General features: G+C 61.6%; 28 protein-coding genes and 1 tRNA gene. 18 read left to right on the top strand and 11 right to left on the bottom strand.

Annotated features, from left to right (window positions below; all coding sequences use genetic code 11):
* Window positions 1-99 precede the first annotated feature (99 nt).
* Window positions 100-1119, bottom strand: coding sequence for an RluA family pseudouridine synthase (locus GJW30_RS20950; RefSeq protein WP_096358309.1), 1020 nt, complete (start codon window positions 1117-1119; stop codon window positions 100-102).
* Between GJW30_RS20950 and GJW30_RS20945 the strand changes: the two genes are divergently transcribed.
* The 4 genes from GJW30_RS20945 to GJW30_RS20930 all read left to right on the top strand — a co-directional run bounded on the left by GJW30_RS20945 (window position 1118) and on the right by GJW30_RS20930 (window position 4524).
* A complete protein-coding gene (locus tag GJW30_RS20945; RefSeq protein ID WP_096358308.1) occupies window positions 1118-1453 on the top strand; it encodes a DUF6476 family protein in 336 nt (111 codons plus the stop codon). The genes GJW30_RS20950 and GJW30_RS20945 overlap by 2 nt on opposite strands.
* Window positions 1454-1541: 88 nt before the next feature.
* Window positions 1542-3704 carry a VTT domain-containing protein gene (locus tag GJW30_RS20940; protein ID WP_096358307.1) on the top strand — a complete coding sequence of 721 codons (2163 nt, stop codon included), beginning with the start codon at window positions 1542-1544 and terminating at the stop codon, window positions 3702-3704.
* The gene (locus GJW30_RS20935; RefSeq protein WP_245408585.1) at window positions 3701-4405 is read left to right on the top strand and encodes an endonuclease/exonuclease/phosphatase family protein; all 705 of its coding nucleotides are present in this window, start codon (window positions 3701-3703) and stop codon (window positions 4403-4405) included. Before GJW30_RS20940 ends, GJW30_RS20935 begins: the two co-directional genes overlap by 4 nt.
* 44 nt (window positions 4406-4449) lie before the next feature.
* Window positions 4450-4524 (top strand) — tRNA-Glu (locus GJW30_RS20930).
* 13 nt (window positions 4525-4537) lie between these two features.
* On the opposite strand, the gene GJW30_RS20925 is transcribed toward GJW30_RS20930, so the two are convergent.
* Both GJW30_RS20925 and GJW30_RS20920 read right to left on the bottom strand, forming a co-directional pair.
* Window positions 4538-5194 carry an aspartate/glutamate racemase family protein gene (locus GJW30_RS20925; protein WP_096358305.1) on the bottom strand — a complete coding sequence of 219 codons (657 nt, stop codon included), beginning with the start codon at window positions 5192-5194 and terminating at the stop codon, window positions 4538-4540.
* A gap of 20 nt (window positions 5195-5214) precedes the next feature.
* Window positions 5215-5934, bottom strand: coding sequence for a molybdate ABC transporter substrate-binding protein (locus GJW30_RS20920; protein WP_157746812.1), 720 nt, complete (start codon window positions 5932-5934; stop codon window positions 5215-5217).
* 239 nt (window positions 5935-6173) lie between these two features.
* On the opposite strand from GJW30_RS20920, the gene GJW30_RS20915 reads away from it, so the two are divergent.
* The 7 genes from GJW30_RS20915 to GJW30_RS20885 all read left to right on the top strand — a co-directional run bounded on the left by GJW30_RS20915 (window position 6174) and on the right by GJW30_RS20885 (window position 13261).
* On the top strand, window positions 6174-7472 hold the full coding sequence (locus GJW30_RS20915) for an ABC transporter substrate-binding protein (protein WP_096358303.1): 1299 nt from the start codon (window positions 6174-6176) through the stop codon (window positions 7470-7472).
* Window positions 7473-7543: 71 nt separating this feature from the next.
* Window positions 7544-8440 carry a carbohydrate ABC transporter permease gene (locus tag GJW30_RS20910; RefSeq protein ID WP_096358302.1) on the top strand — a complete coding sequence of 299 codons (897 nt, stop codon included), beginning with the start codon at window positions 7544-7546 and terminating at the stop codon, window positions 8438-8440.
* The gene (locus GJW30_RS20905; protein WP_096358301.1) at window positions 8437-9303 is read left to right on the top strand and encodes a carbohydrate ABC transporter permease; all 867 of its coding nucleotides are present in this window, start codon (window positions 8437-8439) and stop codon (window positions 9301-9303) included. Before GJW30_RS20910 ends, GJW30_RS20905 begins: the two co-directional genes overlap by 4 nt.
* Before the next feature lie 40 nt (window positions 9304-9343).
* Window positions 9344-10435, top strand: a complete 1092-nt coding sequence (locus tag GJW30_RS20900) for an ABC transporter ATP-binding protein (protein ID WP_096358300.1) — start codon at window positions 9344-9346, stop codon at window positions 10433-10435.
* 13 nt (window positions 10436-10448) lie between these two features.
* The gene (locus GJW30_RS20895; RefSeq protein ID WP_096358299.1) at window positions 10449-11258 is read left to right on the top strand and encodes an NAD-dependent epimerase/dehydratase family protein; all 810 of its coding nucleotides are present in this window, start codon (window positions 10449-10451) and stop codon (window positions 11256-11258) included.
* 72 nt (window positions 11259-11330) lie between these two features.
* The gene (locus GJW30_RS20890; protein WP_165391592.1) at window positions 11331-12329 is read left to right on the top strand and encodes a LacI family DNA-binding transcriptional regulator; all 999 of its coding nucleotides are present in this window, start codon (window positions 11331-11333) and stop codon (window positions 12327-12329) included.
* A gap of 14 nt (window positions 12330-12343) precedes the next feature.
* Window positions 12344-13261 carry an SMP-30/gluconolactonase/LRE family protein gene (locus GJW30_RS20885; RefSeq protein ID WP_096358297.1) on the top strand — a complete coding sequence of 306 codons (918 nt, stop codon included), beginning with the start codon at window positions 12344-12346 and terminating at the stop codon, window positions 13259-13261.
* Between the two features lie 7 nt (window positions 13262-13268).
* Here GJW30_RS20885 and GJW30_RS20880 read toward each other — a convergent pair whose 3' ends face one another.
* Window positions 13269-14096 (bottom strand): GAF domain-containing protein, encoded by an 828-nt coding sequence (locus GJW30_RS20880; RefSeq protein WP_197703748.1) that lies wholly within the window; start codon window positions 14094-14096, stop codon window positions 13269-13271.
* 333 nt (window positions 14097-14429) lie between these two features.
* Complete coding sequence (locus tag GJW30_RS20875) at window positions 14430-14636, bottom strand: hypothetical protein (protein WP_096358296.1); 207 nt, start codon at window positions 14634-14636, stop codon at window positions 14430-14432.
* Window positions 14637-14785: 149 nt separating this feature from the next.
* Between GJW30_RS20875 and GJW30_RS20870 the strand changes: the two genes are divergently transcribed.
* Window positions 14786-14971: a hypothetical protein gene (locus tag GJW30_RS20870; RefSeq protein ID WP_096358295.1), complete on the top strand. Its 186-nt coding sequence runs from the start codon at window positions 14786-14788 to the stop codon at window positions 14969-14971.
* On the opposite strand, the gene GJW30_RS20865 is transcribed toward GJW30_RS20870, so the two are convergent.
* From GJW30_RS20865 to GJW30_RS20845, 5 genes are read right to left on the bottom strand one after another with little or no spacing between them, the layout of a single operon-like run.
* Window positions 14968-15999 (bottom strand): uroporphyrinogen decarboxylase family protein, encoded by a 1032-nt coding sequence (locus tag GJW30_RS20865; RefSeq protein WP_096358294.1) that lies wholly within the window; start codon window positions 15997-15999, stop codon window positions 14968-14970. The two genes, GJW30_RS20870 and GJW30_RS20865, sit on opposite strands and share 4 nt — an antisense overlap.
* A 19-nt stretch (window positions 16000-16018) precedes the next feature.
* A complete protein-coding gene (locus GJW30_RS20860) occupies window positions 16019-16822 on the bottom strand; it encodes an ABC transporter permease (protein ID WP_096358293.1) in 804 nt (267 codons plus the stop codon).
* Complete coding sequence (locus GJW30_RS20855) at window positions 16822-17628, bottom strand: ABC transporter ATP-binding protein (RefSeq protein ID WP_096358292.1); 807 nt, start codon at window positions 17626-17628, stop codon at window positions 16822-16824. Before GJW30_RS20855 ends, GJW30_RS20860 begins: the two co-directional genes overlap by 1 nt.
* Entirely contained in the window at window positions 17607-18359 is a 753-nt protein-coding gene (locus tag GJW30_RS20850; protein ID WP_096358291.1) for an ABC transporter permease, read from the bottom strand. Before GJW30_RS20850 ends, GJW30_RS20855 begins: the two co-directional genes overlap by 22 nt.
* A gap of 7 nt (window positions 18360-18366) precedes the next feature.
* Window positions 18367-19347 (bottom strand): ABC transporter substrate-binding protein, encoded by a 981-nt coding sequence (locus GJW30_RS20845; protein ID WP_157746810.1) that lies wholly within the window; start codon window positions 19345-19347, stop codon window positions 18367-18369.
* A gap of 229 nt (window positions 19348-19576) precedes the next feature.
* On the opposite strand from GJW30_RS20845, the gene cyoA reads away from it, so the two are divergent.
* From cyoA to GJW30_RS20815, 6 genes are read left to right on the top strand one after another with little or no spacing between them, the layout of a single operon-like run.
* Window positions 19577-20434 carry a ubiquinol oxidase subunit II gene (gene cyoA, locus GJW30_RS20840; protein ID WP_096358289.1) on the top strand — a complete coding sequence of 286 codons (858 nt, stop codon included), beginning with the start codon at window positions 19577-19579 and terminating at the stop codon, window positions 20432-20434.
* 1 nt (window position 20435) lies between these two features.
* A complete protein-coding gene (gene cyoB, locus GJW30_RS20835) occupies window positions 20436-22394 on the top strand; it encodes a cytochrome o ubiquinol oxidase subunit I (protein ID WP_096358288.1) in 1959 nt (652 codons plus the stop codon).
* Window positions 22395-22397: 3 nt separating this feature from the next.
* Window positions 22398-23012, top strand: a complete 615-nt coding sequence (gene cyoC / locus GJW30_RS20830; RefSeq protein ID WP_096358287.1) for a cytochrome o ubiquinol oxidase subunit III — start codon at window positions 22398-22400, stop codon at window positions 23010-23012.
* A complete protein-coding gene (gene cyoD, locus GJW30_RS20825; protein ID WP_096358286.1) occupies window positions 23012-23389 on the top strand; it encodes a cytochrome o ubiquinol oxidase subunit IV in 378 nt (125 codons plus the stop codon). Before cyoC ends, cyoD begins: the two co-directional genes overlap by 1 nt.
* Before the next feature lie 42 nt (window positions 23390-23431).
* The gene (locus GJW30_RS20820; RefSeq protein ID WP_096358285.1) at window positions 23432-24733 is read left to right on the top strand and encodes a PQQ-dependent sugar dehydrogenase; all 1302 of its coding nucleotides are present in this window, start codon (window positions 23432-23434) and stop codon (window positions 24731-24733) included.
* 10 nt (window positions 24734-24743) lie between these two features.
* Window positions 24744-25376: a helix-turn-helix domain-containing protein gene (locus GJW30_RS20815; RefSeq protein ID WP_096358284.1), complete on the top strand. Its 633-nt coding sequence runs from the start codon at window positions 24744-24746 to the stop codon at window positions 25374-25376.
* Window positions 25377-25392: 16 nt separating this feature from the next.
* On the opposite strand, the gene GJW30_RS20810 is transcribed toward GJW30_RS20815, so the two are convergent.
* On the bottom strand, window positions 25393-26589 hold the full coding sequence (locus tag GJW30_RS20810; RefSeq protein ID WP_245408584.1) for an ABC transporter substrate-binding protein: 1197 nt from the start codon (window positions 26587-26589) through the stop codon (window positions 25393-25395).
* Window positions 26590-26766 lie beyond the last annotated feature (177 nt).

The following is a 26766-nucleotide window of genomic DNA, read 5'->3' as shown; positions in this document are numbered from 1 at the left end:
CGAACAACAAGAAATCCGGCCTGTCGGCGCAGCGTCCTTCATGAGGCTATACGCGTCAGCCAGGCTGTCTGTTACTCCGCTGGAGCTAGGAATCCGGCTTTAAGACTTGAGCCCGTCGCGCAAGCGGCCGAGGTCGGCCGGGAGCTTCGATTCGAACTCCAGATGCTCGCCGGTGACCGGGTGCTCGAAGCCGAGCAGATAGGCGTGCAAGGCCTGACGGCCGAGCGATCCGAGTGCGGTTTGCGCGGCTTCGGGGAGCTTTGCGATCTTCGTCTTGAAGCCGGTGCCGTAGGTCTCATCGCCAAGCAACGGATGGCCGACATGCGCCATGTGGACGCGGATTTGGTGCGTCCGCCCTGTCTCGAGCTTGCAGGCGATGAGCGAGGCTACGGGAGCCGATGCGGCCTTCTTGGCGTCGTCGTTTCGGTATGTTTCGCGCAATTCCCAATGCGTGATGGCTTCGCGGCCGCTTTGGCGCACGGCCTGTTTCTCGCGCTGATGGGGATGACGATCGAGCGGCGCATCGACGGTGCCGCGCGGCCGGTCCGGCGCGCCCCAGACAAAGGCGAGATAGCCGCGCGTCAACGGCCCGGTGCGGCCGTGGTCGGCGAATTGAGCCGCGAGTTTCTTGTGCGCTTTGTCGGTTTTCGCGACGACCATTAAGCCGGTCGTGTCCTTGTCGAGGCGGTGCACGATGCCGGGCCGCCGCACGCCGCCGATGCCCGATAGGGTTTCGCCGCAATGGGCGATCAAGGCATTCACCAGTGTGCCGGTCCAATTGCCGGCGGCCGGGTGAACAACCAGGCCGCGCGGCTTGTCGATGACGATCAGCTGGTCGTCTTCGTAGACCACATTAAGCGGGATGTTCTCGCCTTCAGGCGCAGCAGGCTCGGCCGGCGGCACCGTGATAGCGATTGTCTCGCCTCCAGCGATGCGGTACCCGGGGTCCGTCAATGGCTTCGGCCCTTGGGCGGCTTCGTGGATCACGTGGCCGGCGAGGATCAAAGCCTTCAAGCGCGAGCGCGAGACACCGTCGAGCCGGCCGGCCAGCAGGATGTCGAGCCGCTCACCCTTCTCCTCGGCGAAGGTCGTGATGGTTTCGGTATGAGGAAGTGTCATGACTACAACTGCGCCGCCGGATGAAGAGCCGCTCGACCCGCAAGCGGCTGCCGTCTTTAGCAAAGTTAAGCGCATCATGGGAATTTCGATGGCGCTGACGGGGCTCGCGATCGCGGGCGTCTTCATCCTGATCGGCTATCGGGTGTCCCAAAGCGGCAAACCGCCGGCCGAAACGGCCGCGATCACGTTGCCGGCCGGGGCTCGGGTGGTTTCGACGGCGGTTTCAGCCGACCGGATCGCCGTCACGGTCGAGGCCGGCGGGCGCACCGACGTGCTGCTTTACGACCTTTATACGCTGCAACCGCGTGGCAAGCTGTCCCTCGGAGCCCCGTAACCGGTTAGGGAACCATAGGGCTACCGGCTCCGTTTTCTGTCCTGATCGACTGAAACGATGGGCCCCGGCTATCAGACAAGACGCTTCGATGCAGGTGCTGAGGAAGCCCGACGCCGCTCCCGCGCCGCCGGACAATGAGGCGTGTCTGGTGCCAAGCCCCGGACGCAACGTCTGGCGCGTCGAGAAGGCACCGCGGGCCGCGATATTGATCGATGCAGCGGCATACTATGCGGCGGCACGCGCCGCACTGATGGCTGCGAAGCATTCGGTTTTCATCATCGGTTGGGATATCGACAGCCGCTGCCGGCTGGTTGGCGAAAGCTGCGAGGCAGATGACGGTTTGCCCGCGTCCTTTTCGGATTTCCTGATCGCGCTGACGAAACGGCGGCCCGAGCTGCAGATCAACATTCTGCTTTGGGACTATTCGCTGCTCTACGCGTTCGAGCGCGAGTTGTTTCCGAATTGGCGTTGGCAACTCCCGAAGCAAATCAGACTCTGCCTCGATAATCGTTTGCCGATCGGATCGTCTCAACATCAAAAGATCGTCGTCGTCGACGACGCGCTCGCTTTTTCGGGCGGCCTCGATTTGACGAACCATCGTTGGGATACGCCTGAGCACAAGCTGCACCATCCGGGCCGCGTGACGCCGGACGGTCGGCCTTACGGTCCATTCCATGACGTGCAGGCGTTGGTCGATGGCGATGCGGCGCGCGCTATCGCGGAGATCGCACGCGGACGATGGAATGATGCGTGCGGGAAAGCTCCGAAGCCGCTGCAGCGCAGAGACAACGTGTGGCCTGGTGGCCTTGAGCCGGACTTGCGTGACATCGATGTCGGCATTGCGCGGACGCAGCCGATCGGCGCGTATCACCGCGAAGTGCGCGAAGTCGAGGCGCTGTTTCTCGACATGCTCGATGGCGCCGAACGCGAGATCTACATCGAAAATCAGTTTCTCACCTACGCGCCGTTCGCCGAGAAGCTAGCCGAAACCTTGCGGCGAAAACCTGCGCTCGAAGTCGTGATCGTTTCGCCGCAAAGTTATGGCTCGTGGGTCGAGGCAAACTCGATGCTCAACGGCCGCATTCGCTTCATGAAGATCGTCGATGATGCGGGTGTCTCATCGCGCGTGCGTTTCGTCTGTCCAGAGGTGCGCGACGGCGAGGAGATCGGTCACACGATGGTGCATTCCAAGATTTGCATCGTTGACGATCGCTTACTGCGGGTCGGCTCCGCCAATCTCAACAACCGCTCGATGGGCGCGGACACGGAATGCGATCTTGTCTTTATCGCGAAGACCGACGAGCAGCGCGCGGCTGTGCGCAAAGTCCGCAATACGCTGCTCGGCGAACATTGCGGCGTCGGTGCCGAGACGATTGCGCAGCAGCTCGAGCGGAAAGCGTCGCTGGTTGGCATTGTTGATGCTACGGCGTCAAACGGGCACGCTTTGCAGCCGATCGACGATGGAGACGATGACGCGGATGATCTTGCTGGCGCGATCGAAGGCATCGCGGATCCGCCGCAGCCGTTGGCGGCCGAGTTGTCGTCCGGCAAAGCCGCCGATTGGTTGGCGCGCGTGAAGCCGCTTACGATCCTGAAATTGGTGCTGGTCGTGCTCGCTATGGCGGCTCTGCCGCTTGCCTGGCATTTCACGCCGCTGTCGAAATATGCGAACCCCGAAGCAACGCGACTGACCTTTGCGGCGATCAACGGCTCTGTATGGGCGCCATTCGTCGTTGTCGGCGCATTCGTTGCCGGCGGACTGATCGCATTTCCCGTGACGGTGCTGATCCTGGTGACGGCCGCGACATTCGGGCCGGTGGTGGGCCTTGCCTATGCGACGGCCGGATCGCTCGCAAGCGCCGTTGTGCTGTATCTGATCGGCGCGTGGCTCGGGCAAGATTATGTAAGGCGTCTTCTCGGCGGGCGGCTCGATCGCATCCGGCGCGGCATCGTCGATCGCGGTGTCGTTGCGGTCGCGCTTGTGCGCATTATTCCGATCGCGCCGTATTCGTTCGTCAATCTCGCAGCCGGCGCAATTAGCGTTCGCTTGCCGCATTTCGTGCTCGGCACGCTGCTTGGGATGGCGCCGGGTCTCGTCGTGATGTCGCTGCTTGGACATCAGGTGTTTCAGATCATCTCAGAGCCGACGATCGGCAGCGTCGCGGCGCTACTTCTGGCAATCACCGCATGGATCGCGGTGTCGATCTGTGTGCAGATATTCGCATCACGAAAGCAGAGGCGCGGTTCGTGAGCGTCATACGTTTTGCGACCTGGAATATTCATGGCGGGGTTGGTCGCGACGGACGTTTCGATCTGACGCGCGTGGTCGAATTATTGAAGCGCGCCGCGCCGGATGTTGTTGCGTTGCAGGAGGTCGACTCACGCCGCGCTGGGCCGGCGCAGGAGCATCCGTTCGTCTTTCTGCGTAACGCGCTGGGGCCGCACGGCGCGGAGGCGAAAGCGATCACGGGCGCGGACGGCGACTATGGGCAACTGCTGATCAGCCGTTGGCCGCTCACAAACATCCGCATCCACGACATTTCGGTCGCAAAGAACGAGCCGCGCCGCGCGATCGAGGCCGACGTCGAAGCTCCGGCCGGGGTTGTGCGCGTTGTCGCTACGCATCTCGGGCTGTCGTTCGGTGAGCGGCGGCGGCAGACGGATACGTTGGTTGCGCTCGCCGAACAGCCTGCGCCTGTGCTCGTGATGATGGGCGATTTCAACGACTGGATCTGGCGCGGGAGGGTCCACAGCGTCATGCAGCGCGTTTTGCCAGGGCGCACCTGGGTGCGTACCTTTCCCTCGCGATTTCCGCTCATCCGGCTCGACCGGTTGCATTGCCGGCCGCGGGAGGCGCTGGGGCGCAGCTGGACCGATCCGGACGCCAGCGCGATCTCCGATCATTTGCCGGTTTTCGCCGAGATACGCCTGCCGGTGGGGCAGGCCAAATAGCCTTGCACCGGCGGCCAATCGAGGCTATTTCCTGCCCCGCGCTTGCTCCCTTCGTCTAGCGGTTAGGACGCGGCCCTCTCAAGGCTGAAACAGGGGTTCGATTCCCCTAGGGAGCGCCATTTTCCCCTCATATCACACGATCAGCTGCTTCATACGATCGACGGCGGCATCCGGCGCGGTGAGCACCGGCACCTTCACGGACGCGCGCACGGCTTCGGCGGCGCGTGACGTCGAGAAATGCGCCAGCATGATCGCGTCCATCGTGCTCAGTTCCGGCGCGCGCGCCGCGATCAGCGTGTTGTGCGTGTCGGCGTCGCCCGCGCGAAGGCGTTCCATCGCCTTGTCGACCAGGATCGTCGTGATCCGGCCGGGCGACTTCGACTCGCGAACGAACTCGTCGAATTCATCCGTCATCGTGCCGACCGAAGGCCCAAACGTTGCCAGCATGCCAATGTTCTCGCCTTGCGCGATAGCGGCGCGGAACATCGCTTCGTTGGGTTTGAGCACCGGAACCGGAAGTTCCGCGATCAGCCGATCGATCGCCGGTCCGAACGCCGAGCACGTGATGAGAATGCCGTCGGCGCCGATGCGATGCGCGTAGCGTCCGAAAGCGACGAAACGCTCGATCATCTTCTCGGTGAGCTCGCTCTCTCTCGCGCGATCGACGCTGAGTGAGTCGTCGAGGAGATTGACGGTCTCGGCTTCGGGCCAGCGGCGCGCGAAGGCTTCGCGAATGGGATCGACTGCAACCGGCGTTGCGTGAAGGAGGACGATGCGGGGAGACGGCATGGCGATGACCTTCTGTCTGCTTACGCGGCGTTCGGCGTGACCAGCGAAATCAGGCCGGTTCGCTCATAGGCCGCTACTGCGGAACTTGATGTCGCGTGCTTGAGGAATTCGGCTGCACCATCGGAGTTGGCGCTATCGGTGAAAACCGCGCCGTAGAAATCCGTCGAGGTTTGCAGCTCATCAGGGAAGGCGCCGGCGATGTCGATGCCGTCGACGGCCAAGAGTTCGCTGATCTGTTGGATCGCAAGGTCCGCTTCGCCGCTCGCGACTTTCGTCGCCGTGAAGCCGGCGGGAATCGTGACGGCGCGCTTGCTCACCTCGTCGGAAATGCCGAGCTTTTCCAGAAGTCCCGTGAAGTAGATGCCGCTGGCGCCGCCGCGCGAATAAGCAACGCCGCGTGCGTTGACGAGCGCCGCTTTGAATTTCTCGACAGTCGAGATGTCGGGGCGGGGCGCGCCTTTCTTGACGCCAATGCCAAGGATCGCACGGGCGATCGGCACGCGCGTCTCGGTGCGGATGATTTTCTTTTCGGCGAGCTCGTCCATCGCATAGTCGATCGCGATGATGACGTCGGCGCGCTCGCCTTCGTTGATGCGGCGCATGAGAACGGTCGTCGGCTCGAAGATCGGCTGCGGCACGATTTCGGACGCGGCGGAGAAGGCCGGAAACACCGTTTGTTTGAGGGCAGCTTCGACGGCCAAGCCGCTCATGATCGATAGTGTGCGAGCGCCTTGGGTCATGCTGCCTCCGGTCTTTGTTCGTTGTGGTGAAGTGCGCATTCACCCCTAAAGAGCACCCGGTTCATCGTCAACGTGTAAAAATTACACTCTCTTTTGATTGTCGAAAATCGCAAAACACATTGTGGCACAGCGAGTTTCGATGTGCGCGGCGAGCTTGACTGTCGTCGGCGGCAAAGCCTACGCTGATAGCGTTACAGAACCAAAAATCGTGCTTTGAAAAAGAAGCAGGGAGAAGAAACGTGGCGAACTGGGCCGGAAATTTACGTACTGCTGCTGCCGCAGGCGTCTTGAGCTTGGTGCTCGGTGCCGGCGCCGCTTCTGCGGCTGAAATCAAGATCGGGTACATGAAGCACCCGATCCAAGATGCTTCGATCGCCATTATGGAAAAGTGGGCCGCCAAGAACGGCCACACCGTCGTGAAGATTCCGATGGCCTACGAAATCTTCATGGAGAAGGTCACGGCGACGCTGACTTCGGGCGGCGAGCAATACGACATCATCTGGCACAACGACGACTGGGGCCAGCTGTGGAAGAATTGGCTTTCGACGACGGACGACGTCGCCGGCATGAATTCGATCCAGAAGCAGACGGTCGACGTCGCGTTCCTCAACGACGACGGCAAGCCGACGGTCGTGCCGATGGCGCACACCTTCGGTGTCTTCTATTACCGCACCGATTTGATCGACGAAAAGGATCTCCCGAAGACGTGGGAAGAGCTTTCGACCGTCTCGCAGAAGCTGCAGAAGGACGGCAAGGTGAAGTGGGGCTACGTCGGCTCGATGGCGATGAACCACAGCTGGTTCACCTGGTTCTGGACCAACTGGACGAATAACTGCGACGTGCTCGCGCCGGCTTACGAGCGCGATAACAAAAAGCTCGCGCCCAACGGTTGGAAGCCGATGATTGCCGAGAAGTGCTCGCAGCAGGTCGTCGAATATTGGTGGGACGCGATCAATAAAACGAAGATCAGCCCGCCCGCGATGATCTCGTATACGCGCAACGATGCGAACGCGATCTTCCAGGCCGGCGACGCGGCCTTCACGGTCGCCGACCTCACGCTCTACGGCCAATTCAACGATCCGAAGAAGTCGAAGGTTTCCGGCAAGATCAACATCGGCTTCCTGCCGCTCGGTCCGGAACGCAAAGAGCCGGTCGCATGGAACGACATCTGGGGCTGGGCGATCCCGAAGGGCGTGCCGGATGCGCGTAAGCAGGTCGCCAAGCAGATGCTCGGCGCGATGCTGCAGGACAAGGAAGGTCAGATCGAACTCTGGAAGGCCACCGGCGGTCCGCCGCCGAACCAGGAAGTCTGGAAGACGCTGACGGAGACCGATCCGCTGTTCCGCCGCGCCGACGAAGTTGTCTTCAAGGTGAAGCAGGTGATCGCTGGCGCTTACTACACGCCGGAATGGCCTGCAATCCACAAGGCCTACAACGACGGCGTTGTCGGCGCGCTTAACGGCAAGCGCGAAGATATCGCGAAGAAGCTGCAGGAAGCGGCTCCGCTGGTGAACGCGGCTGCCGCGAAGACGAAGTGATCTCTCCTTCGATCTAGCCAACAGGCGGAAGCCGATATCGGCTTCCGCCTTTCTTTAAGTGGAGAGGCCCGATGCGACGCGTATTCTCTTTCTTCGGCGAGAAAGAGAGATTCATGTTGGCGCTGATTGCGCCGGCCGCCATCACGATGGCGCTGTTCCAAGTGGTGCCGATCGTTCTCGGCGCCAACGCATCATTCCGCGATTGGAATCTCTACGATCCGAAGAAAACGTGGGTCGGCCTCAAGCACTACATCGAAGTCATCACGGACCCGGCTTTCTTCGGGCTCGCGATCCCCAACACGCTGATGTTCCTCGTTGCCAGCGTGACGCTCTCGCTCGTGTTTGGGCTTTGTCTTGCGCTGATGCTGAACCGGACTTTCTTCGGACAGTCCATCGTGCGCACCGTCATTCTGTTGCCGTTGATGGTTGCGCCGGTCATCGCGTCGATCATGATGCGCTGGATGTTCAACGATCAGTTCGGCATCGTGAATGTCGTACTCGAAGGTCTCGGCTTCCAGCCGGTCGCGTGGCTCGCGTATCGCTGGACCTCGATGATGATCATCGTGCTCGCCGACGTCTGGCTGTGGACGCCGTGGTTCGCCGTGCTGTTGCTGGCGGGACTGCAAAGCTTGCCAAAGGAGCCGTTCGAGGCTGCGGCGATCGATGCGGCGGGACCGTGGCGCGTATTCCGCTCGCTGACGCTGCCGATGCTGCGTCCCGTCATTGTGGTCTGCGTCGTCATCCGCTCGATCGACGCTTTTCGCGTCTTCGACCAAGTCTGGGTCATCTCAGGCGGCGGCCCTGCGCGGCAGACCGAGATGTTCAGCATCTACGCTTACGTCGAAGCATTTCAGCGCATGAACTTCGGCAAAGGCTCGGCGGCCGCGCTCGTTGGCGGCCTCGTCATCGTCGTGTTTGGCGTCATTCTCTATCGCATTCTGGATCGTGCCGTCGAGGTGTCGAAATGAGCACGCAAGCCATCAATACGCCGGTCGCAGTCCAGCCGGACGAAACCGGCTTCTTCGCCATGATGGCGCCCGGCGCGCGCCGCGCGTTCTTCTATCTTGTCGTCATCGGCGTTTGCTTCGCGATCGCGTTTCCGGTGCTGTGGCTGATCCTGACATCGCTGCGTCCGGCATCGGGCATGTTCTACGTCCACCGCGGCACCGAATTCACGCTCGAGAATTTCGTCGAGGTGTTTGCCAATAAGACCGTGCTAAAGGCGTATCTCAACAGCGCGATCATCGCGACGTTGGCAACGATCCTGTCGCTCGGCATCACGGTGACGAGCGGCTACATGCTCTCGCGCTTCAAGGGGCCGATCGCGACTGGTTGGTTCTCGACGATCTATCTATTCCGCTGCGTACCTTACATCTCGTGGGTGCTGCCGCTGTATCTCCTGACGCAAAGCCTCGGCATCTACGACACGTATCTCGGTCTGCTGCTGCCGCATGTCGCAGTCCACATCTGCTTCTTCTCGTGGCTGATGAAGGGCTTCTTCGACGGCATCGATCCCTCGATGGAATACGCAGCGCTGATCGATGGATGCACGCGCTGGGGGGCATTTGTCCGCGTCGCGCTGCCGTCCGCGATCCCCGGCATCGCGGCGCTCGCCGTGCTGTGCTGGCTGTGGACCTGGAACGAGTTTCTGTTTGCGCTGCTGCTGACGAGCCATAACACACCTGTGCTCACCGTCGTGATGGCGCAGTTCGTCCATGAACTCGGCATCGAATGGAATTTGATGAGCGCGACCGCCGTGATGGCTCTCGGACCGGCGCTGCTGATCACGTTCTTCGGCCAGAAATACGTCATCAGCGGATTGAAGATCTGATTTTTGCGCGAGGCCGCGCACACGTTTGGAGTTGAAGTCGATGGGCGAAGTTGTCCTCTCTCAGTTGGTCAAGAGCTACCCGGGCGGCGTCACCGCCGTGCGCAGCATTGATCTGAAGATCCCCGATGGTGCGTTCGCCGTGCTGGTCGGCCCGTCGGGCTGCGGCAAGTCGACGACACTCCGTATGATCGCGGGCCTCGAAGAGATCAGCTCAGGCACCATCAGCATCGGCGGCCGCGTCGTGAACAAGCTGCCGCCGAAAGATCGCGATATCGCGATGGTGTTTCAGAACTACGCGCTCTACCAGCACATGACGGTCTACGACAATCTGGCGTTCGGGCTGCGCAATCGTGGCGAGAACGAACAGGCCATCGCCGAGAAAATCGCGCAGGCCGCGGGAATTCTGAGCATCGAGCCGCTTTTGAAGCGGCGCCCAAAGCAACTTTCCGGCGGCCAGCAGCAACGCGTCGCGTTAGGTCGCTGCATCGTGCGCCATCCGCAGGTGTTCCTGTTCGACGAACCGCTGTCGAACCTCGACGCCAAGCTGCGCGCGCATATGCGCATCGAACTCAAGCGCCTGCGTGAGCGCGTGCCGGTAACTTCGGTCTACGTGACGCACGATCAGGTCGAAGCGATGACGCTCGGTGATCTCGTCGTCATCATGAAGGACGGTCTTGTGCAGCAGGTCGGCACGCCGCTCGAAGTCTACAACACGCCCGCAAACCTGTTCGTCGCCAGCTTTATCGGAGCGCCCGCGATGAACATCCTGCAGGGCACGGTGGACGCATCCGGCGAGACCGTGAACATCGAAGGTTTTTCGCTGCGCGTCGGCGAGAAGAACAAGGCCGCGCTGCGTGGTTTTGTCGGTAAGCCGGTGACGGTTGGTATTCGCCCGGAGCACATCGCGCTCGGCGGCAACGGTAACGATGTCGACGGCATCGTCGATGTGATCGAACAGCTCGGCTCCGAGATGCATCTCGATATGCAGATCGGCAAGTCGCACGCGACTGTCGCGCGCGTCGCGCCGGATGCAAAGATCGCCGTGAAACAGGGCGCGCGCCTCTCGATCAATCCGGATGCGATGCACTTCTTCGAACCGGACACACAGAACGCAATCCGCATCACGCACTAAGGGACGAGATGTCATGCGCGTATTGATGACTGGGGCGGCGGGGCAGATCGGGCGTGAGACGCGCGCGCAGCTTAAGGGCCGCTACGAACTCATGCGTCTCACCGACATCATCGACGGCGAACCGGCGAAAGCCGGCGAAGATTTCATTCGCGCGGATCTTACGGATCTTGCCGCGATGGAAAGGATGATGGCGGGGATCGACTGCGTCGTTCACCTCGGCGGGATGTCGGTCGAGCCGAAGGAGAACCAGTGGGAGCAGGTGCTCTCCGCGAATATCGTCGGCACGCATAACGTCTTCGAAGCCGCGCGCCGCGCTAACGTTGGCCGCGTCGTCTTTGCATCGAGCCACCACGCGGTCGGCTATCACCGCCGCGCGCATGTGCTCGACGGCAGTGCGCTGCCCCGCCCGGATAGTTTCTACGGCGTCAGCAAGGTCACGGGCGAGGCACTCGGCCGTCTTTACGCCGACAAGTTCGGTATGAGCGTCGTGAGCCTACGCATCGGCGCCTTTCGTCCGAAGCCGTTGGATGCGCGGCATCTCTCTGTGTGGATCAGTCCGCGCGACATGGTCGAGCTTATCCGCTGTTCGATCGAAGCGCCGAAGCTTCACTACGTCGTCGCTTACGGCATGTCGGCAAACACGCGTGCGTTCTGGGATAACCGTGACGCGTATGTGCTTGGCTATCGCCCGCAGGACAATGCGGAAGACTATGCCGAAGAGGTGTTGACGAAGGGCGAGCCCGAACTCGAAGGCGCTAAACCCTTCCACGGCGGTTGGTATTGCGGATGGTATCTCGGCCCGCATGGGCTGATGATCGATTGATCGGCGCGCCGGCAGTCGGCGCGACGTAGCGGGAGCTGGACTTTGCGGCCAAAGCGAACACCTTCGGGACGCGTGCGTGTCCAAGATGTTGCGAAGGCCGTCGGTGTTTCGGGCGCGACCGTTTCGCGCGCGCTCAATCGATCGGGGCCTGTCACGCCTAAGCTCCGCCGCCAGATCGAAGAGGCCGCGCGTAAACTCGGCTACGTCCTCAACGGCCGCTCGCGTGCCGTGCTGTCGCGCGAAACCCCCGTGATCGGCGCGATCATTCCGCATCTGGAGAATACCAGCTTCGCGGCTGCCGCCGAAGCCATGCAAGAACGGCTCGCGGATTCCGGCTACGGCTTCGTTCTGGCAAGCAACGGCTATAGCCGCGAGACCGAGTTCGCCAAGGTGAAAGCGCTTGTCGCGCACGGCGTAGCCGGCGTCATCCTGGTCGGCGGTGAGCACGATACGGAGACGCTCAACTATCTCTACGATCACAGTGTGCCATTCGTTTTCACGTGGACGATCACTCCGGGCATGCCGAGCGTCGGCTTCGACAATGCCGAGGCCGCCGCGCGCATTGCGAACCATCTGCTCGATCTCGGGCATACGCGCTTCGGTGTCATCGCGGGGCTGACGTGGGACAATGACCGCGCGCGCTCGCGTCTCGAAGGTGTGCGCGCTGCACTTGCCGCGCGAGGCCTGCCGCTGCTCGACGAGGCGTTGATCGAGCGGCCGTATCGTATCGTGGAAGGGCAGTTGGCGGCGCGCGCGCTCTTATCGGTGAAACGCAAGCCGACTGCGATCTACTGCGGCAACGATCTGCTCGCGTTCGGAGCGCTGATCGAGTGCAATCTGCAGGGCATTCGCGTGCCGCAAGACTTGTCGATCACCGGCTTCGACGATCTCGATTTCGCCTCGCAGATCCGGCCGGGTTTGACGACATTGCATATTCCGGCAAAGGAAATCGGCGAGCGCGCCGTGGATTATCTGCTGGCGAAAATCGCCGGCACACCGACGCCGCTGATCGTCGAAGTACCGGTCGGCCTCATGGTGCGCGACACGACCGCGCCGCCGCGCAGAGAATAATTCAGGACACGCCCATGTACGCTCCGCCGCCCGCCATCGAACCGGAAGTCTTCGCCCGCGTTCCCGATAAATTTCGCATCACCGATCGCGTGTCGAAATGGGCGACGATCCAGCGCGGTGGACGGCCGACGCCATGCTTCCTCGAAGGCCCGTCGTTCGATCGCGATGGCAATCTCTACGTCGTCGATGTTGCGTGGGGACGCATCTTCCGCATCTCGCCGAGCGGCGAGTTTACGTTGGTCATCGAATACGACGGCGAGCCGAACGGACTGAAGATCCACCGCGACGGGCGCATCTTCATCGCGGACTACAAGAATGGCATCATGCTGCTCGATCCTGCGCGCGGAGCAGTGACGCCAGTGGTGCAGGGCTCCGAATTCGGTCCGTTCAAAGGCGTCAACGATCTCGTCTTTGCATCGAACGGCGACCTCTATTTCACCGACCAAGGGCTCACGGGCCTGCAAGATGCGTCCGGCCGGCTGCATCGGCTGCGTGCCGACACGGGTCGGCTCGACACCATTCTGCAGGGCATTCCGAGTCCGAATGGCCTGGTGCTCGGGCTTGAGGAGGATATCGTTTTCGTCAACGTCACGCGCGACAACGCCGTGTGGCGCGTGCCGATGAACCAGGCTGGTGCAGCGTTCAAGGTTGGTGCATTCATCCGCCTGTCGGGCGGCAATGGACCGGACGGTCTTGCGATCGATGAAAGCGGCGGCCTCGCGATTGCGCATTTCGGGCTCGGCACGGTGTGGATCGTCAATGCGATCGGCGAGCCGGTGGCGCGCGTCAAATCCTGCGCGGGGCTTGCCACCACCAACGTCGCGTATGGTGGTGCAGATAGGCGGACGCTCTACATCACGGAGTCGGAGTCAGGACAGATCCTGATGGCGAAGGTGCCGACAGCGGGCCGCGCAATGTATTCGCACCAGTGACGTGCGGCTAGACTCGCTCGTTGTGCATCTTCAGCGCCAAGCCGACGAACGATGCGAGTTCCATCATAGCTTCGGCGTGTCCGGAATCGAAATGACCGGCTTCAGACGCCATGATCCACAACGTGCCGAGCGGTTCTTTGCCGGCGACGTGGAGTGGGACGAGCAGCATTTCGGGAACGACGAATTTCGCTTCGGCGATCCAACTGTAGAAGCGCTCCGGATGCGCGGATAGGACAGGCGCACAGGTGTCGAGTGCGACACCGCACGGGCTGTAGTATCGCGGTGTCGTCGCGTCGTGAAACACCGTCAATGCAGTCAATGCGCCGCGCAGATATTTCCAACGGAAAATGCCGGGTGCGGGATTCGGCTCGAGGATGCTCAAGCCTGCCGACACCGCCCCCGTGATCTCTATTGCGAGATCGACGAGGCGGCGGAGGACCGCTTCCGGATCGTCGACCATTTGCTCGGCGAGATCGTGCAGCGCGTGTTTTTCTTTGAAATGATCGCGCGGTTTTGCGTTGCGAAAGCGGAGCTGGTTGGTGATCAACACGTCGGCGACGCGCGCGGTCGGTGCGGTCGGCGCACGCTGCCGCCATGATGTTGACTTCGGGTGCTTGACGACGAAGCCGAACATCGCCGGCTGTTTGGAAAACGTGACGCGATAGAGCCAGTCGCCGGCTTCTCTTAGCAATCGTGCTTTCGCCTCAGGCTCGGCGAAAGAGTCGGCCTGCGCGATCAAACGTTTGGCTTCAGATCGGCAGTAGTCATCATCGGGCGCAGGCTCGCGATGCGGGAAGCTCAGGACATTGCCCGGACTATCGTTCTCGACACTCATTTTGCTTCGCAGACCACTTGTCGTGGTTCTGGCCTCCGCAGAGTCGCCCTCAACGAGTGTACTATTTGTACGAAGCTATGGAACCTTTTGTTGCGCTGGCGGTATTGAAATAAACTTGGGAGGATATCGCGCGATGTCCGTTAAATTTCGCAATGGCGACAATCGGCAAGCTACTATCCAGGAATACCTGGCAGAGGCGGACCGCTGCGAGCTTTTGTCTGGAAGGGCAGAGGAGCATGACCGCCAGCTTTGGCTAGACCTCGCAGAGCGCTGGCGCGTGCTGGCGCGGCGGCTCCGGGACGGTGGGTGAGAGGGCCGGAAATCCGGCTGGCATCACTCTCGTTTGGACCGTAAGCCGGTTGTGTAGCGCGTGAGCCAAGCAGTCGCTTGCTCCAGAAGCGCGGTTTTCTTCGGCAGATCAACGGTTTCTTTGGCCAAGTGGAGCAGCGTGCGGGCCTCGCCACGGCACCGTTGGGCCTCGTAAAGCGCCATCGCACCCTCGAAATCAAAGAGGTGTTTGGTATCTCGATCTGTCGGCATGGTGCATCTCCGCAAAGTCGGGGCGACTGTCGCCGCATTTAATTGCTGTATTTATAATCTCGGAATTTAAATATTAATAACGGTTCAACCGGAGGGTGGCGTCAACTCCACTGTCGGTTGAATATGGGGCGATTGTAACGAGGCTCCCCATGCTGACGTTTCGACACGACGAGAACGGACTTCTCTCCAGCCAAGACTGCGTTGCCGAGGCGGCGCGTTGCGAGGCGCTCGCAGCGCGAGCGGCCCCGGAAGACGCCGAGCTCTGGCATGAGCTCGCACGCGACTGGCAAAAGCTTGGCCAGCAGTTGCGCGCGCAGCCGCGGCGCAGTGACTAGCTCACTTCCTTGCGGACGATCGCGGCGCCGTCGACCATTGCCTTGAGCTTGCCGTAGGCGATCTCGCGCGGCAGATACTTCATCCCACAGTCAGGCGCAGGGATCAGCCGGTCCGGCGATAGATGCTTCAAGCCGGCGCGGATGCGATCGGCGACAACGTCCGCCGTTTCAACTTTCGGATCGCCGAGGTCGAGCACGCCCAGCATCACTTTTTTCCCGCTGAGATCTTTGAGCACGCCGAGGTCGAGTTTCGGCTGCGCGGCTTCGATCGAAATCGTTTCGGCATCGCACTGCGCGAGTTCGCCGAGGAAGGAATAGCCGGCCGGCTTGGTCTCGCCCGGCACAACGGCGGCGTAGCCGAAGCAGAGATGCACGACGGTCGGCACCTTGACGCCTTGCAGCGCACGATTGATGCCCTTCACGGCGTAAAGCTTTGCTTTCTCAGGGTCGGAGCGCACCCACGGATCGTCGAGTTGGATGACATCCGCGCCGGCCTTCACGAGATCGTGGATTTCTTCGTTGAGCGCTGCGGCGAAGTCCATCACCAGCGCTTCGTCATCCTTGTAAAAATCGTCCTGCGCCTGGCGGCTCATCGTGAACGGACCCGGCAGCGTCATCTTCGCTTTGAGGTTTGTGTTCTTGCGGAGGAACTCCATGTCCGGCACTTCGACCGCATGCTTGCGCTTGATCTTGCCGACCACGCGCGGAACTTCGGTCGTGCGTCCGCCCCGCGCAGTCACGATGCCGGGATTGTCGTTGTCGATGCCATCGAGCGCGGTCGCGAAGCGATTGGAATAGCTCTCACGACGAATCTCACCATCCGTGATGATGTCGAGACCCAACCGCTCCATGTCACGGATCGCGAGCAAGGTGGCGTCGTTTTGCGCCTGTTCGAGATGCTCTCGTGGAATGCGCCAAAGCTCGTGCATGCGCGTGCGCGGCACCACAGTCGCAAGCAACTCATGATTCACCAGCCATTCGGGCTGCGGATAGCTGCCGACCACGGTCGTCGGGAGGATCTTGTTCATGTCTTCTCCTTGAATTTCCTTAAGCCGCGGCCGGCACGGTCGAGCCGGTTTCGGTGACGATGCGTTGTTTGCGGCCGGCGGTTTGCCAGACGAGCGTGCGCTTTTCGATCGCGCGGGCGATCAGATCGAACGCAACAGAGAGGACGAGGATCATCAGGATCGCGGCGAAGACACGCGGGCTATCGAGGATGGTGCGATAGCGAGTGACCAGATAGCCGATGCCGGCCGACGAGGTGAGCATCTCGGAGACGACGACGCCGATGATGGTCAGCGCGCCGCCTAGACGTAGCCCTGCGAGTACGGTCGGAATAGACGCCGGGATGATCACGCGCGTGATCTGCTGCGGGATCGTCGCGCCCATGCTGCGCGCCGCCAGAAGATAGTGCGGCTCGATCGTGCGGATGCCGGCGGCCGTCGAGAGCATGACGGGAAAGAAGCCGTAGATTCCCGCAAAGGCGATCTTGGATTCCGAGCCGATGCCGAACCATGCAGTGAAGATCGGGTAGAGGATCACGATGGGCACGGCGTAGAGGCTCGAGAAGACCGGCAGCAACAAGTCGCGCAGGACCGCAAGGCCGCCGATCAATGAACCGAACAGAATGCCGAAGCCGCAGGCGATCAGCATCGCGAAGGCGACTTCGTAAACCGTTACTCCGAGCGCCGAGATGTATTCGGCGCGGTCGCTCCACAGCACTGTGAGCGTCTTCGAGAGCGACGGCAGGAACAGCTCCGGGATGATGCCGGTGCGTGGAAACAGCTCCCAGCCCACAAGCAACAGCGCAAGGATCGTCCAGCGGACTGAGGCGGGGGAGGGCCAGCGCATCAAGGCGTCTTCCTGATCTGCTGCCAGATGCGATCGCGCAGGCGGCCGAAAGTATCGGTCGCCATCATCTCGTAGGTGCGCGGGCGCGGCAGGTCGACCTCGATGCGATCGATGATCTTGCCGGGCCGAGCGGACATCACGAGCACTTCGTCGGCGAGATACACGGCTTCGGTCAGGCTGTGCGTGATGAAGACGACGGTTTTGCGCGTCGTCGACCAGATGCGCAGCAATTCGTGGCCCATGGTCATGCGCGTCTGCTCATCGAGCGCCGCGAAGGGTTCGTCCATCAAAAGCACCGGCGGGTCCTGCACCAGGCCGCGCGCGATCGACACGCGCTGCTTCATGCCGCCGGAGAGTTCGTGCGGATAACGAGCGCCGAAGCCTTCGAGGCCGACAAGCTTGAGCATCGCCTCGGCGCGTTGGCGGCGTTCCTCGCGCGGTGCGCCGCGCAACGATAGCGGGAACTCGACATTGTCGAGCGCTGTGAGCCAGGGAAACAAGCTCGCTTCTTGGAAGACGACGCCGACACGTTCCGGATCCGGCTCGGCAATCGGCTTGCCGGCGCAAAGGATTTTGCCGCGCGTCTGATGGCGCAGGCCGGCGAGCATCATCAGCAACGAGGTCTTTCCGCAGCCGCTCGGCCCGACGATGACGACGAAGCGGCCTTCCTCGACATTGATCGAGACGTCTTCGAGCGCCGGCACGCCACCGTCGTTTCCGCCATAGACATGGCTGAGATTCTCGACGGAGATCGCTGTCCGCTTCGGAACTTCTTTGAGTTGCGTCACGTTCGCCACGTGCTGCATTTGACCTCCAAGTAGCGGACGGTTTCGTTGAACAGGATCGCAACAGTGGCGAGCAGGATGACGCCGGCGAAAAGCTGGCGCATCTGGAAATTCTCACCCCAGTTGGCGATCAAGTGTCCGATGCCGGTCCGCGACGCGTACATTTCGGCGATCATCACGCCGGTGAAATTAAAGATCATCGAGATGCGCAATGTCTCGAGCAGCACCGGCATCATGCTCGGTACGTAGACGCGCATCAGGATTTGTCCGCGCGTGGCGCCGTAGGAGCGGGCAACGAGCACGTGGTCGGCTTTGACCGACTCGACCGCCGCCGTCGCGCTCATGATGACGATGAAGACGGTGGAAAAAGCGGCGTAGGCCACCTTCTGCTGGAAACCGATGCCGAAGATCAGAATGAACATCGGCAGGAAGATCGATTTCGGGATGCTGAACACGTAGAACAGCATCGGCTTGAAGATGTCGCCGAAGTATTCGTTCTCGGCGGATGCGATGCCCAGCGCCGCGCCGATCGGCACCGCGACGAGGAAGGCGACGAGCACTTCCGCGGCCGTGACGCCGATAGCCTCATGCACACGCGGCTGGCCAAGCAGCTGCCACAGCATCGTCAGCACATCGCTCAGCGGCGGCAATAGGCGCGGGTTCGCGAAGCCGCAACGCGGCGCCAATTCCCAGGCCGCCACTACAATCGCGAGCAGCGCGAGCCGCGTCAGGATAATGTGCGTGCGAGACATCGGCGGATCAGGCCGCCGTCGGTATGGGTTTGAACTGCGTCGTGTACATTTGCTCGACAGGCGCGAGATCTGTCATGCCGATCAGCTTCGCCATTTCGAGTGCGCGCTCCATCCATTCTTTACGGATTTCGCCGTCGGTCGAGAGCTTCATGATGTTGCCGTCGAGTTCGGCAGCCGCAACCGGCTCCGCGACCTCGTCGATCTCGGCGATGAGTTTCACGGCGCTCTGCCGGTTTTTCTCGTCGCGCAGGAAGGCGACGCCGCCGTAAATCGCGTTGAGCGCCTTCTGCAGCGTCTCGGGACGCTCCTTGATGATCTTGTCGGTCGCAATCCACGCGCCGGTAGAATGCGCCGGCACTTCGCTGCCGAAGTCGATCAGCGTGCGGGCTTCCTTGTTTTGCAGCACCTGAAAGGTGAGCGGCGAGTAAAGCACGGTCGCGTCGATGTTGCCGGACATCAGGTTCGGCACGAGGCCGCCGCCGCCAAGCGGCACGCGCGTGAAGTTGACCTTGCGGTCCGCGTTGGTCCAGCGCGCCAGAATGTCGGAGCCGGAGCCGGCCGACGTGATGCCGACTTTCTTGCCCTCAAGTTCGGCGACTTTAGTGATCTTCGAGTCCGGCCGCACCATGAGCTGCCAGCCGTAATAGCCATTCGAGCCGTTGGCGACGCAGCGCGCGTTGACGCCCTTCTTCAAGCCGGCCGCGACGCTCGACGACGAATTGAGGATTATGTCGGCCGCGCCCGCGGCAATCGCTTCGAAGCCTTCGGCGCCGCCGCGATAGATCGTGAGTTCCGCATCGACGCCGGCTTTCTGGAAAAGCTTCTGGCGGATCGCGGTCTCGCAAATGATGGTCGGCCAATAGGTCTTCGTCGGAACGCCGACGCGGATCTTGTTGACTTGCGCACGCGCGACATAGGGCGCGCAGATCGTTGCGGCACCGGCGATCAGTAACGTACGCCGATCGAAGGTCAGGTGTTTGTTGTTCATTGTTTGCTCCCCGCCATTTTTCCGGCAGGGTAGGGAGCGGGCACGCGATTGACAACAGATACTTACGGGGTGCGACATCCCCGCTGATGCATGGCAGCCTCGGGAAAATCCACAATCGTTGCAGCCTGGCCGACACGGCGATTGCACCTGCTGCGTGGCTCGTGCACGCTGATGTGGACTTAGCGTCAACGCATGAAAAGGATGTTGCGCAAGTGATCGGACGGCGCCGATGAACGAGGGTTTGCGGGTCAGTTTGCCCTGGCAATCCGGCGTGCTCGATCCGCAGGGGCCTATTGGCCTCGCCGAGCGGACGATTTTGTTCAATGCGACGGCGATCATGCTGGCCGTGGTCATCCCGACGATCATTCTGACGCTCGTGTTTGCCTGGTGGTTCCGTCAGACGAATACGAAGGCGCGCTATCTGCCGGATTGGTCGTACTCGGGCAGCATCGAATTGGTCGTATGGTCGATCCCTGTGCTAGTCATTGTGTTTCTCGGCGGCATCGCGTGGGTCGGCTCGCATGATCTCGATCCCGCAAAGCCGATCGAGTCGACCGTGCAGCCCATCCGCATCCAAGTCGTCTCGATGGATTGGAAGTGGCTCTTCATCTATCCGGATCACGGCGTCGCGGCTGTCAATCGCCTCGTTGTTCCGGCCGCGACTCCGATCAGCTTTCAGCTGACCTCCGCGACGGTGATGAACAGCTTCTTCGTGCCGCAGCTCGGCAGCCAGATCTACACGATGGCCGGCATGACGACGCGGCTGCATCTGCAGGCCGACAAGCCCGGGACATATCCCGGCATTTCGGCGCAGTTCAGCGGTGAAGGTTTTTCCGGCATGCGCTTCGATGTCGTTGCTCAGTCGGAGTCAGACTTCGCAGCGTGGCTTGCCGAGACGCGAAGCAACGGCCGCGCGCTCGATGCGACAAGTTATGCAGAGCTTGAGAAGCCCACGATGGCGCTGCCGCCGAGCACGTTCGGCTCGGTGACGGCGAATTTCTTCGACGGCATCGTGAAGATGGACATGCATGGGCCGATGCCGATCTCGACGCGCCCATCCGCGCCCGCACATCACCACGGGAAATGAGATGCTCGGCAAGCTGACATGGGCCGCCATTCCGTTCGATCAGCCGATCCCGATGGTCGCGTCGCTGTTCGTCGTCGTGTCGATCGGGATCGTGCTCGGCATTGTTCTCGTCAAAGGGTGGCTGCCATATCTCTGGCGTGAGTGGATCACGAGCGTCGACCACAAGCGCATCGGCGTTATGTATATCGTGCTCGCGCTCGTCATGCTGCTGCGTGGCTTCACGGACGCGATCATGATGCGTTCGCAACTGGCGCTCGCGGCAGCGGGAGCGCAGGGGTACCTGCCGCCCGAGCACTACAATCAGATCTTCTCGGCGCACGGCACAATCATGATCTTCTTCGTCGCGATGACGTTCATGGTCGGCCTGATGAATTTTGCGGTGCCGCTGCAGCTTGGCATTCGCGATCTCGCGTTTCCGTTGCTGAACTCTGTGAGCTTCTGGCTGACCGCAGCCGGTGTGTTGCTGGTGAACGTCTCGCTCGTCGTCGGCGAGTTCGCGAAGACCGGTTGGCTGGTCTATCCGCCGCTGTCGGAGCTCGCATACTCGCCCGGAGTGGGCGTCGACTATTATCTGTGGGCGCTGCAGATATCCGGCGTCGGGACTCTGCTATCCGGCATCAACCTCACGACGACCATTCTGAAAATGAGAGCGCCTGGCATGAGCTATACGCGCATGCCGATCTTCTGCTGGACGGCGCTCGCCTCCAACCTGCTGATCGTCGCGGCTTTTCCGATCCTCACCGCGACTTTCGCGATGCTGCTGCTCGACCGTTATCTCGGCTTCCACTTCTTCACCAACGATGGTGGCGGCAACGCGATGATGTACATCAACCTCATCTGGGCGTGGGGACATCCTGAGGTTTACATCCTCATTCTGCCGGCGTTCGGCGTTTTCTCGGAAGTCATCGCGACGTTCGCGCGCAAGCCGCTGTTCGGCTATCGCTCGATGGTCATCGCGACGATGGCGATCTGCGTTCTCTCGTTTATGGTGTGGCTGCATCACTTCTTCACGATGGGCGCGAGTGCCAACATCAACGGCTTCTTCGGTGTGATGACGATGATCATCGCAGTGCCGACCGGCGTGAAAGTGTTCAGCTGGCTGTTCACGATTTACGGCGGGCGCATGCGGTTCGCCTCACCGGTGCATTGGGCTCTCGGCTTTATGGTGACGTTCGTCATCGGCGGCATGACGGGCGTGCTGATGGCGATCCCGCCGGCCGATTTCGTGCTGCACAACAGCCTGTTTCTGGTCGCGCATTTTCACAACGTCATCATCGGCGGTGTGCTGTTCGGCGCCTTCGCGGGCTATACGTACTGGTTCCCGAAGGCGTTCGGATTTTCGCTCGACGAGCGGCTCGGCAAAGCCGTATTCTGGTGTTGGTTCATCGGCTTTTATCTCGCGTTCATGCCGCTCTACATCCTCGGCTTGATCGGTGCGACCCGCCGCATGCAGCATTACGCGGAGCCGAGCTGGCAGCCCTACATGATCGCGGCTTTTATCGGCGCGTTAGTCATTCTCGCCGGGATCATCCTCACGATCGTCCAGCTCGTCGTCAGCATTCGCACGCGGGATGCGCGGCGCGACACGACCGGCGACGTGTGGGACGGACGCACGCTCGAATGGTCGACGACATCGCCGCCGCCGCCGTGGAATTTCGCGGTGTTGCCGAAGGTGACCGGGCTCGATGCGTTCTGGATGCGCAAGCGGTGTCACGAAGAGGCTGCGCCGCCGCCGGAGATCAAGCCCATCGAGATGCCGCGAAATAGCCCGATCGGTTTCATCATCGCGTTCTTCTCTGTCGTGTTTGGCTTTGCGATGATCTGGCACATCTGGTGGATGGCGAGCGTCGGGCTGATCGGCATCATCGGGACGACGCTCGCGCATGCGTGGCGCGTTCACGGCGAAGACGAGATCTCCGTCGATGCGCTGATGGCGAAAACCCCATCGGCGAGGTTGTAAGCGATGGCTGCCGACGCGTTCACGCAGAACGACGACATCCCGATTTCGGAGCGCGGGCCGGCCAGCACAGATGTCGTGGTCGGCTTCGGTTTCTGGTTATTTCTGCTAAGCGACATTGTCGTCTTCGCGGCGATGTTCGCCGCCTATGCGGTGCTGGCCGATCAGACCGCCGGCGGTCCGACGGGCGCGCAGTTGTTCGATCGCGGGCGGGTGCTGCTGGAGACCGCATGTTTGCTCGCGTCGAGTTTTACCTGCGGGCTGATGTCGCTCTCGATTGAGCGCCGTGACCGCATGATGGTTTACGTCTGGGCTGCTGTGACTTTCGTTTTGGGCGCGGCCTTCGTCGCGTTAGAGGTCACGGAATTCGCCGGAATGATCCACGAGGGCGCCGGGCCGTCGCGCAGCGCGTTCCTCTCGGCATTCTTCCTGCTGGTCGGCACGCACGGGCTGCATGTGACGGCAGGGCTGTGTTGGCTTGTCGTCATGCTGGCGCAGGTCGGAACGCTCGGCTTCCGGCCGATGGTGGTGCGGCGCTTCCGCTGCTTCAGTCTGTTCTGGCACGCGCTCGATATCGTCTGGATCGGCGTTTTCACGATCGTCTATTTGGGAGCACGCTGATGAGCGAAAGCGACGCCCGGCATACGCAAGACGAACCGCCCGGAAAGCCGGAAGCCACGGGCAGCGTCAGTACCTATCTGATCGGTTTGGGTTTTGCCGTGATCCTTACGCTGGCGTCGTTCTGGGTCGCGCAGACGTCGACCGTGTGGGCGCCAGGTGTGCCGATCTTGCTCGCCGTGCTGGCGATCGGCCAGATGGGCGTTCACCTCGTCTTCTTCCTTCATATTTCGAGCGCGCCGGAGGATCTCAATAACGTGCTTGCGCTCGCCTTCGGCGTCTTCGTCGTGGGCTTGATCGTGTTCGGCTCGATGATCATCGTGAATAACCTCAACACCAACATGATGCCGACGGATAAACTGATCCAGATGCAGCGCTGATGCGTTGTTCGGTGCGATCTTTTAATAAGGACTTCGAGCTCTATGGATGCGTCTAGCATTTTCGCGCGGATCGTTGCGGTGGTCGGCGGCATTGCGTTGCAATGGCGAAAGCTGAAAGAGATTGCGCCGGCGCCGGCCTGGGGCAGCAGCCCGGTGGTCCCGGAAGGCAAGCCGCAAGGCAAGATTCCTACGTTGAAAATGCCGAGCGCGCAGGGTTGGGCTCCGGGGCAGAAGCCCTCGGTCGCGCCCGGATTGAAGGTGAACGCATTCGCTTCTGGCTTGGAGCATCCCCGCTGGATCTATGTGATGCCGAATGGCGACGTGCTGATCGCAGAGTCCAACCAGATTCCGACGCCGGTGAAGAGCGTGTTCGGTTATGCGATGCAGGCGACGATGCGGCGCGCGGCAGCGCTCGGCGACAGCGCCAACCGCATCACGCTGCTGCGGGACCGTGACGGCGATGGCGTAGCGGAAGTTCAGCAGCCTTTCATGCAAGGACTCAATCAGCCGTTCGGCATGACGCTGATCGGCGAGACGTTCTACGTCGGCAATGTCGACGGCGTCTTCGCGTTTCCGTATGTCGCGGGAGCCGACAGCATCACGGCAGATGGCCGCAGGCTGACGACGTTCGGCACTGGCGGGCACTGGACGCGCAGCCTCCTCGCAAGCGCCGATGAGACGAAGCTGTATGTCGGTGTTGGTTCGCTCAGCAACATCTCGGAGAGCGGCATGGAGGTCGAGAAGGGCCGCGCCGCGGTTTACGAACTCGACGTTGCGAGCGGCGCGAGCCGCATTTTTGCGGGCGGCCTGCGCAATCCGGTTGGTCTTGCGTGGGAGCCGAACACGAAGACACTGTGGACCGTCGTCAACGAGCGCGATGGTCTCGGCGACGAGACGCCGCCGGACTATCTGACGTCGGTGCGCGAAGGCGGCTTCTATGGCTGGCCGTATTGCTATTGGGGGCAGACCGTCGACGATCGCGTTGAGCAAGATGCGGTACTGGTCGCGACCGCGATCACGCCCGACTATGCGCTCGGCGGTCACACGGCATCGCTCGGTCTCTGCTGGCACCCGGCCGGTTTCCTGCCAGGCTTTCCGGACGGCATGATCATCGGCCAGCACGGCTCATGGAATCGCAGCACACTGAGCGGCTACAAGGTGGTTTTCATTCCGTTCACGAACGGAAAGCCGTCGGGCCCGCCGCGCGACATACTGTCGGGCTTTCTTGCGCCGGACGAAAAAGCATCGTACGGCCGCCCTGTCGGCGTGACGCTCGGGCCGGACGGCTCGCTGCTGGTCGCGGACGATGTCGGCGATGTGATCTGGCGCGTGACCGGCGCTTGAGGGGAAAGCGATGAATACCGGGCGGCGCTCGCCGACGACAGCGGATGGCGGACGTCGCGTAACGCGAAGCTCTACCAAGAAAGAGGATGCCGCCGCGCATCTCGGCAAGCGCGTGCGCGCGTTGCGTCATCAGAAGGAGCTCACGCTCGAGCAATTGGCCGAGCGCTCGAAAGTGAGCCGCGCGATGTTGTCGAAGGTCGAGCGGTCCGAGAAGTCGCCGACGCTTGCGATCATCACGCGGATCGCCAACGGACTCGGCTTATCGTTGTCGGGGCTGCTCGAAACCGCCGGCGATAGCGCGACGACAGCCGTGATGCGTGCGGCAAATCGCGTTCCGTTCGTCGATCGCGAGACGGGCTTCGAACGCTCGGTCATATCGCCGGAGCGCAACGACAATGGCGTCGAAATTCTATTGCATCGCATTCCGCCCGGCCAATCATCAGGGCTGCTGCCGGCATACGACGTGCCGACGCAGAAGCACATAATCGTGCAACGTGGCGAGCTGACGGCGCGTGTCGGCGCGCGAAGCTATTCGCTCAAAGCCGGCGACGCTTTGTTTTTCTCGATCAATGAGGCGTATCACCTTGCCAACGAGGGCAAGGCCATCTGCGAGTATTACGTGGTGATCGTGCGCCGCGGTTGAGCGGCGCAACAAGGCCTTACTGCGTGACGAGATGCTCGCAACCGCTCTTGTCGGCCGGCGTGAAAAGGCCTTCGCTCTTCAACGTCGCGAGGCGATTGTAGAGATCGGCGGGGCCTTTCGACTCGGACGGTTTCTTCACCTCGAAGACATGCATGTCCATCACGACGCGGCCGTTCGCCTGAATCTTCGCGTTCTGGATCATGTCGCCGGTGATCGGCAATTCGCGGATTTTCTTCGCGATCGCTTTCGCGTCGTCCGTGTTCGCGGCTTTCACGGTCTTGAGGTAATGCGTCGTCGCGATGTAGGCGAGGGCATGACCCATCGTCGGAACTTTGTTGTTGAAGCGGCTCATGTAGCGCTTTGACCATTCGCGCGTTGCGTCGTTGATGTCCCAGTAGAACGGCGCGGAGAGTCGCAGGCCTTGCGCGACTTCGAGGCCAAGCGCGACGACGTTGTTCTCGTAGACGAGCATCGTCGCGGGTTTGGCTTTGATGTTGAATTCGCGGATCTGTTTGATCGTGTTGACGAGGTCCGGCCCAGCATTCGCAAGGCCGATGATGTTCGCGCCGGAGGATTGTGCGGTCAGAAGTTGCGAGGAGAGGTCGTGCGAGTTGAGCGGATGCCGCGCTTCGCCGAGCACTTCGCCGCCCGCCGCCTTCACGGCGCGGCTCGCGTCAGCCGCCAGGCCATGGCCGAAAACATAGTCCGCGGTGAGGAAGAACCACTTCTTGCCGCCTTCGTCGACGACCGCTTTGGCGACCGAGTTGGCGAGTTCGTGCGTCGATGGCGCCCACTGCGTACCGTACGGCGAGCACTGGTTGGTCGAGAAGTTCGGCGCATAGCCGCCACTCACCAGCGTCGTGATGGCGCGTTCACGCGCGACAGCTTGCACGGCGAGGCCGACGGAGCTCGATCCGCCGGGCAGCAGAACGCTGACGCCGTCATCGATGAACTTCCGCGCCACGCTAGAGCCGATGTCCGGCTTGCTTTGATGGTCCGCTGTCAGCACTTGGATCGTGCGACCGAGCACCGACCCGCCGAAGTCTTCGACCGCCATCTGAATCGCTAGAACTGTGCCGGGACCGCCATTGTCGGCGAAGGTTCCCGACATGTCGTCGATGACGCCGATTTTGAACGGCTTGTCTTGCGCGTTGGCGGACATTGCGGCGGCAACCATCAATGTGGCGCACAAAGATGCACGGACGAGCTTCATCATTCTCTCCCCGCGCTAGCCTACTCCGCTTTTGCGGTTGTTCGAACACCCTATCGGGCGCCCGGGCAGCGCTTTCGGTCACCATAACACGCGCATGCGCCAAGTCTACTATGGAAGAATCAAGTATCGAACCGCGGCGATTCGCTTTCCATGGCTGATGCGGTGCCAGATCATGAT

It is taken from the genome of Variibacter gotjawalensis, assembly GCF_002355335.1.
Lineage (GTDB): Bacteria > Pseudomonadota > Alphaproteobacteria > Rhizobiales > Xanthobacteraceae > Variibacter > Variibacter gotjawalensis.
The sequence above is the reverse complement of the archived record's forward strand: the minus strand, read 5'-3'. Positions and strand labels throughout refer to the sequence as shown.

What these genes read in the sequence shown, in the direction of transcription:
- GJW30_RS20945 (WP_096358308.1), top strand. Translation starts at nt 1,118, where the DNA reads ATGACTACAACTGCGCCGCCGGATGAAGAGCCGCTCGACCCGCAAGCG.
- GJW30_RS20950 (WP_096358309.1), bottom strand. Translation starts at nt 1,119, where the DNA reads ATGACACTTCCTCATACCGAAACCATCACGACCTTCGCCGAGGAGAAG.
- GJW30_RS20940 (WP_096358307.1), top strand. Translation starts at nt 1,542, where the DNA reads ATGCAGGTGCTGAGGAAGCCCGACGCCGCTCCCGCGCCGCCGGACAAT.
- GJW30_RS20925 (WP_096358305.1), bottom strand. Translation starts at nt 5,194, where the DNA reads ATGCCGTCTCCCCGCATCGTCCTCCTTCACGCAACGCCGGTTGCAGTC.
- GJW30_RS20920 (WP_157746812.1), bottom strand. Translation starts at nt 5,934, where the DNA reads ATGACCCAAGGCGCTCGCACACTATCGATCATGAGCGGCTTGGCCGTC.
- GJW30_RS20910 (WP_096358302.1), top strand. Translation starts at nt 7,544, where the DNA reads ATGCGACGCGTATTCTCTTTCTTCGGCGAGAAAGAGAGATTCATGTTG.
- GJW30_RS20905 (WP_096358301.1), top strand. Translation starts at nt 8,437, where the DNA reads ATGAGCACGCAAGCCATCAATACGCCGGTCGCAGTCCAGCCGGACGAA.
- GJW30_RS20900 (WP_096358300.1), top strand. Translation starts at nt 9,344, where the DNA reads ATGGGCGAAGTTGTCCTCTCTCAGTTGGTCAAGAGCTACCCGGGCGGC.
- GJW30_RS20895 (WP_096358299.1), top strand. Translation starts at nt 10,449, where the DNA reads ATGCGCGTATTGATGACTGGGGCGGCGGGGCAGATCGGGCGTGAGACG.
- GJW30_RS20885 (WP_096358297.1), top strand. Translation starts at nt 12,344, where the DNA reads ATGTACGCTCCGCCGCCCGCCATCGAACCGGAAGTCTTCGCCCGCGTT.
- GJW30_RS20880 (WP_197703748.1), bottom strand. Translation starts at nt 14,096, where the DNA reads ATGAGTGTCGAGAACGATAGTCCGGGCAATGTCCTGAGCTTCCCGCAT.
- GJW30_RS20875 (WP_096358296.1), bottom strand. Translation starts at nt 14,636, where the DNA reads ATGCCGACAGATCGAGATACCAAACACCTCTTTGATTTCGAGGGTGCG.
- GJW30_RS20870 (WP_096358295.1), top strand. Translation starts at nt 14,786, where the DNA reads ATGCTGACGTTTCGACACGACGAGAACGGACTTCTCTCCAGCCAAGAC.
- GJW30_RS20865 (WP_096358294.1), bottom strand. Translation starts at nt 15,999, where the DNA reads ATGAACAAGATCCTCCCGACGACCGTGGTCGGCAGCTATCCGCAGCCC.
- GJW30_RS20860 (WP_096358293.1), bottom strand. Translation starts at nt 16,822, where the DNA reads ATGCGCTGGCCCTCCCCCGCCTCAGTCCGCTGGACGATCCTTGCGCTG.
- GJW30_RS20855 (WP_096358292.1), bottom strand. Translation starts at nt 17,628, where the DNA reads ATGCAGCACGTGGCGAACGTGACGCAACTCAAAGAAGTTCCGAAGCGG.
- GJW30_RS20850 (WP_096358291.1), bottom strand. Translation starts at nt 18,359, where the DNA reads ATGTCTCGCACGCACATTATCCTGACGCGGCTCGCGCTGCTCGCGATT.
- GJW30_RS20845 (WP_157746810.1), bottom strand. Translation starts at nt 19,347, where the DNA reads ATGAACAACAAACACCTGACCTTCGATCGGCGTACGTTACTGATCGCC.
- cyoA (WP_096358289.1), top strand. Translation starts at nt 19,577, where the DNA reads ATGAACGAGGGTTTGCGGGTCAGTTTGCCCTGGCAATCCGGCGTGCTC.
- cyoB (WP_096358288.1), top strand. Translation starts at nt 20,436, where the DNA reads ATGCTCGGCAAGCTGACATGGGCCGCCATTCCGTTCGATCAGCCGATC.
- cyoC (WP_096358287.1), top strand. Translation starts at nt 22,398, where the DNA reads ATGGCTGCCGACGCGTTCACGCAGAACGACGACATCCCGATTTCGGAG.
- cyoD (WP_096358286.1), top strand. Translation starts at nt 23,012, where the DNA reads ATGAGCGAAAGCGACGCCCGGCATACGCAAGACGAACCGCCCGGAAAG.
- GJW30_RS20820 (WP_096358285.1), top strand. Translation starts at nt 23,432, where the DNA reads ATGGATGCGTCTAGCATTTTCGCGCGGATCGTTGCGGTGGTCGGCGGC.
- GJW30_RS20815 (WP_096358284.1), top strand. Translation starts at nt 24,744, where the DNA reads ATGAATACCGGGCGGCGCTCGCCGACGACAGCGGATGGCGGACGTCGC.
- GJW30_RS20810 (WP_245408584.1), bottom strand. Translation starts at nt 26,589, where the DNA reads ATGAAGCTCGTCCGTGCATCTTTGTGCGCCACATTGATGGTTGCCGCC.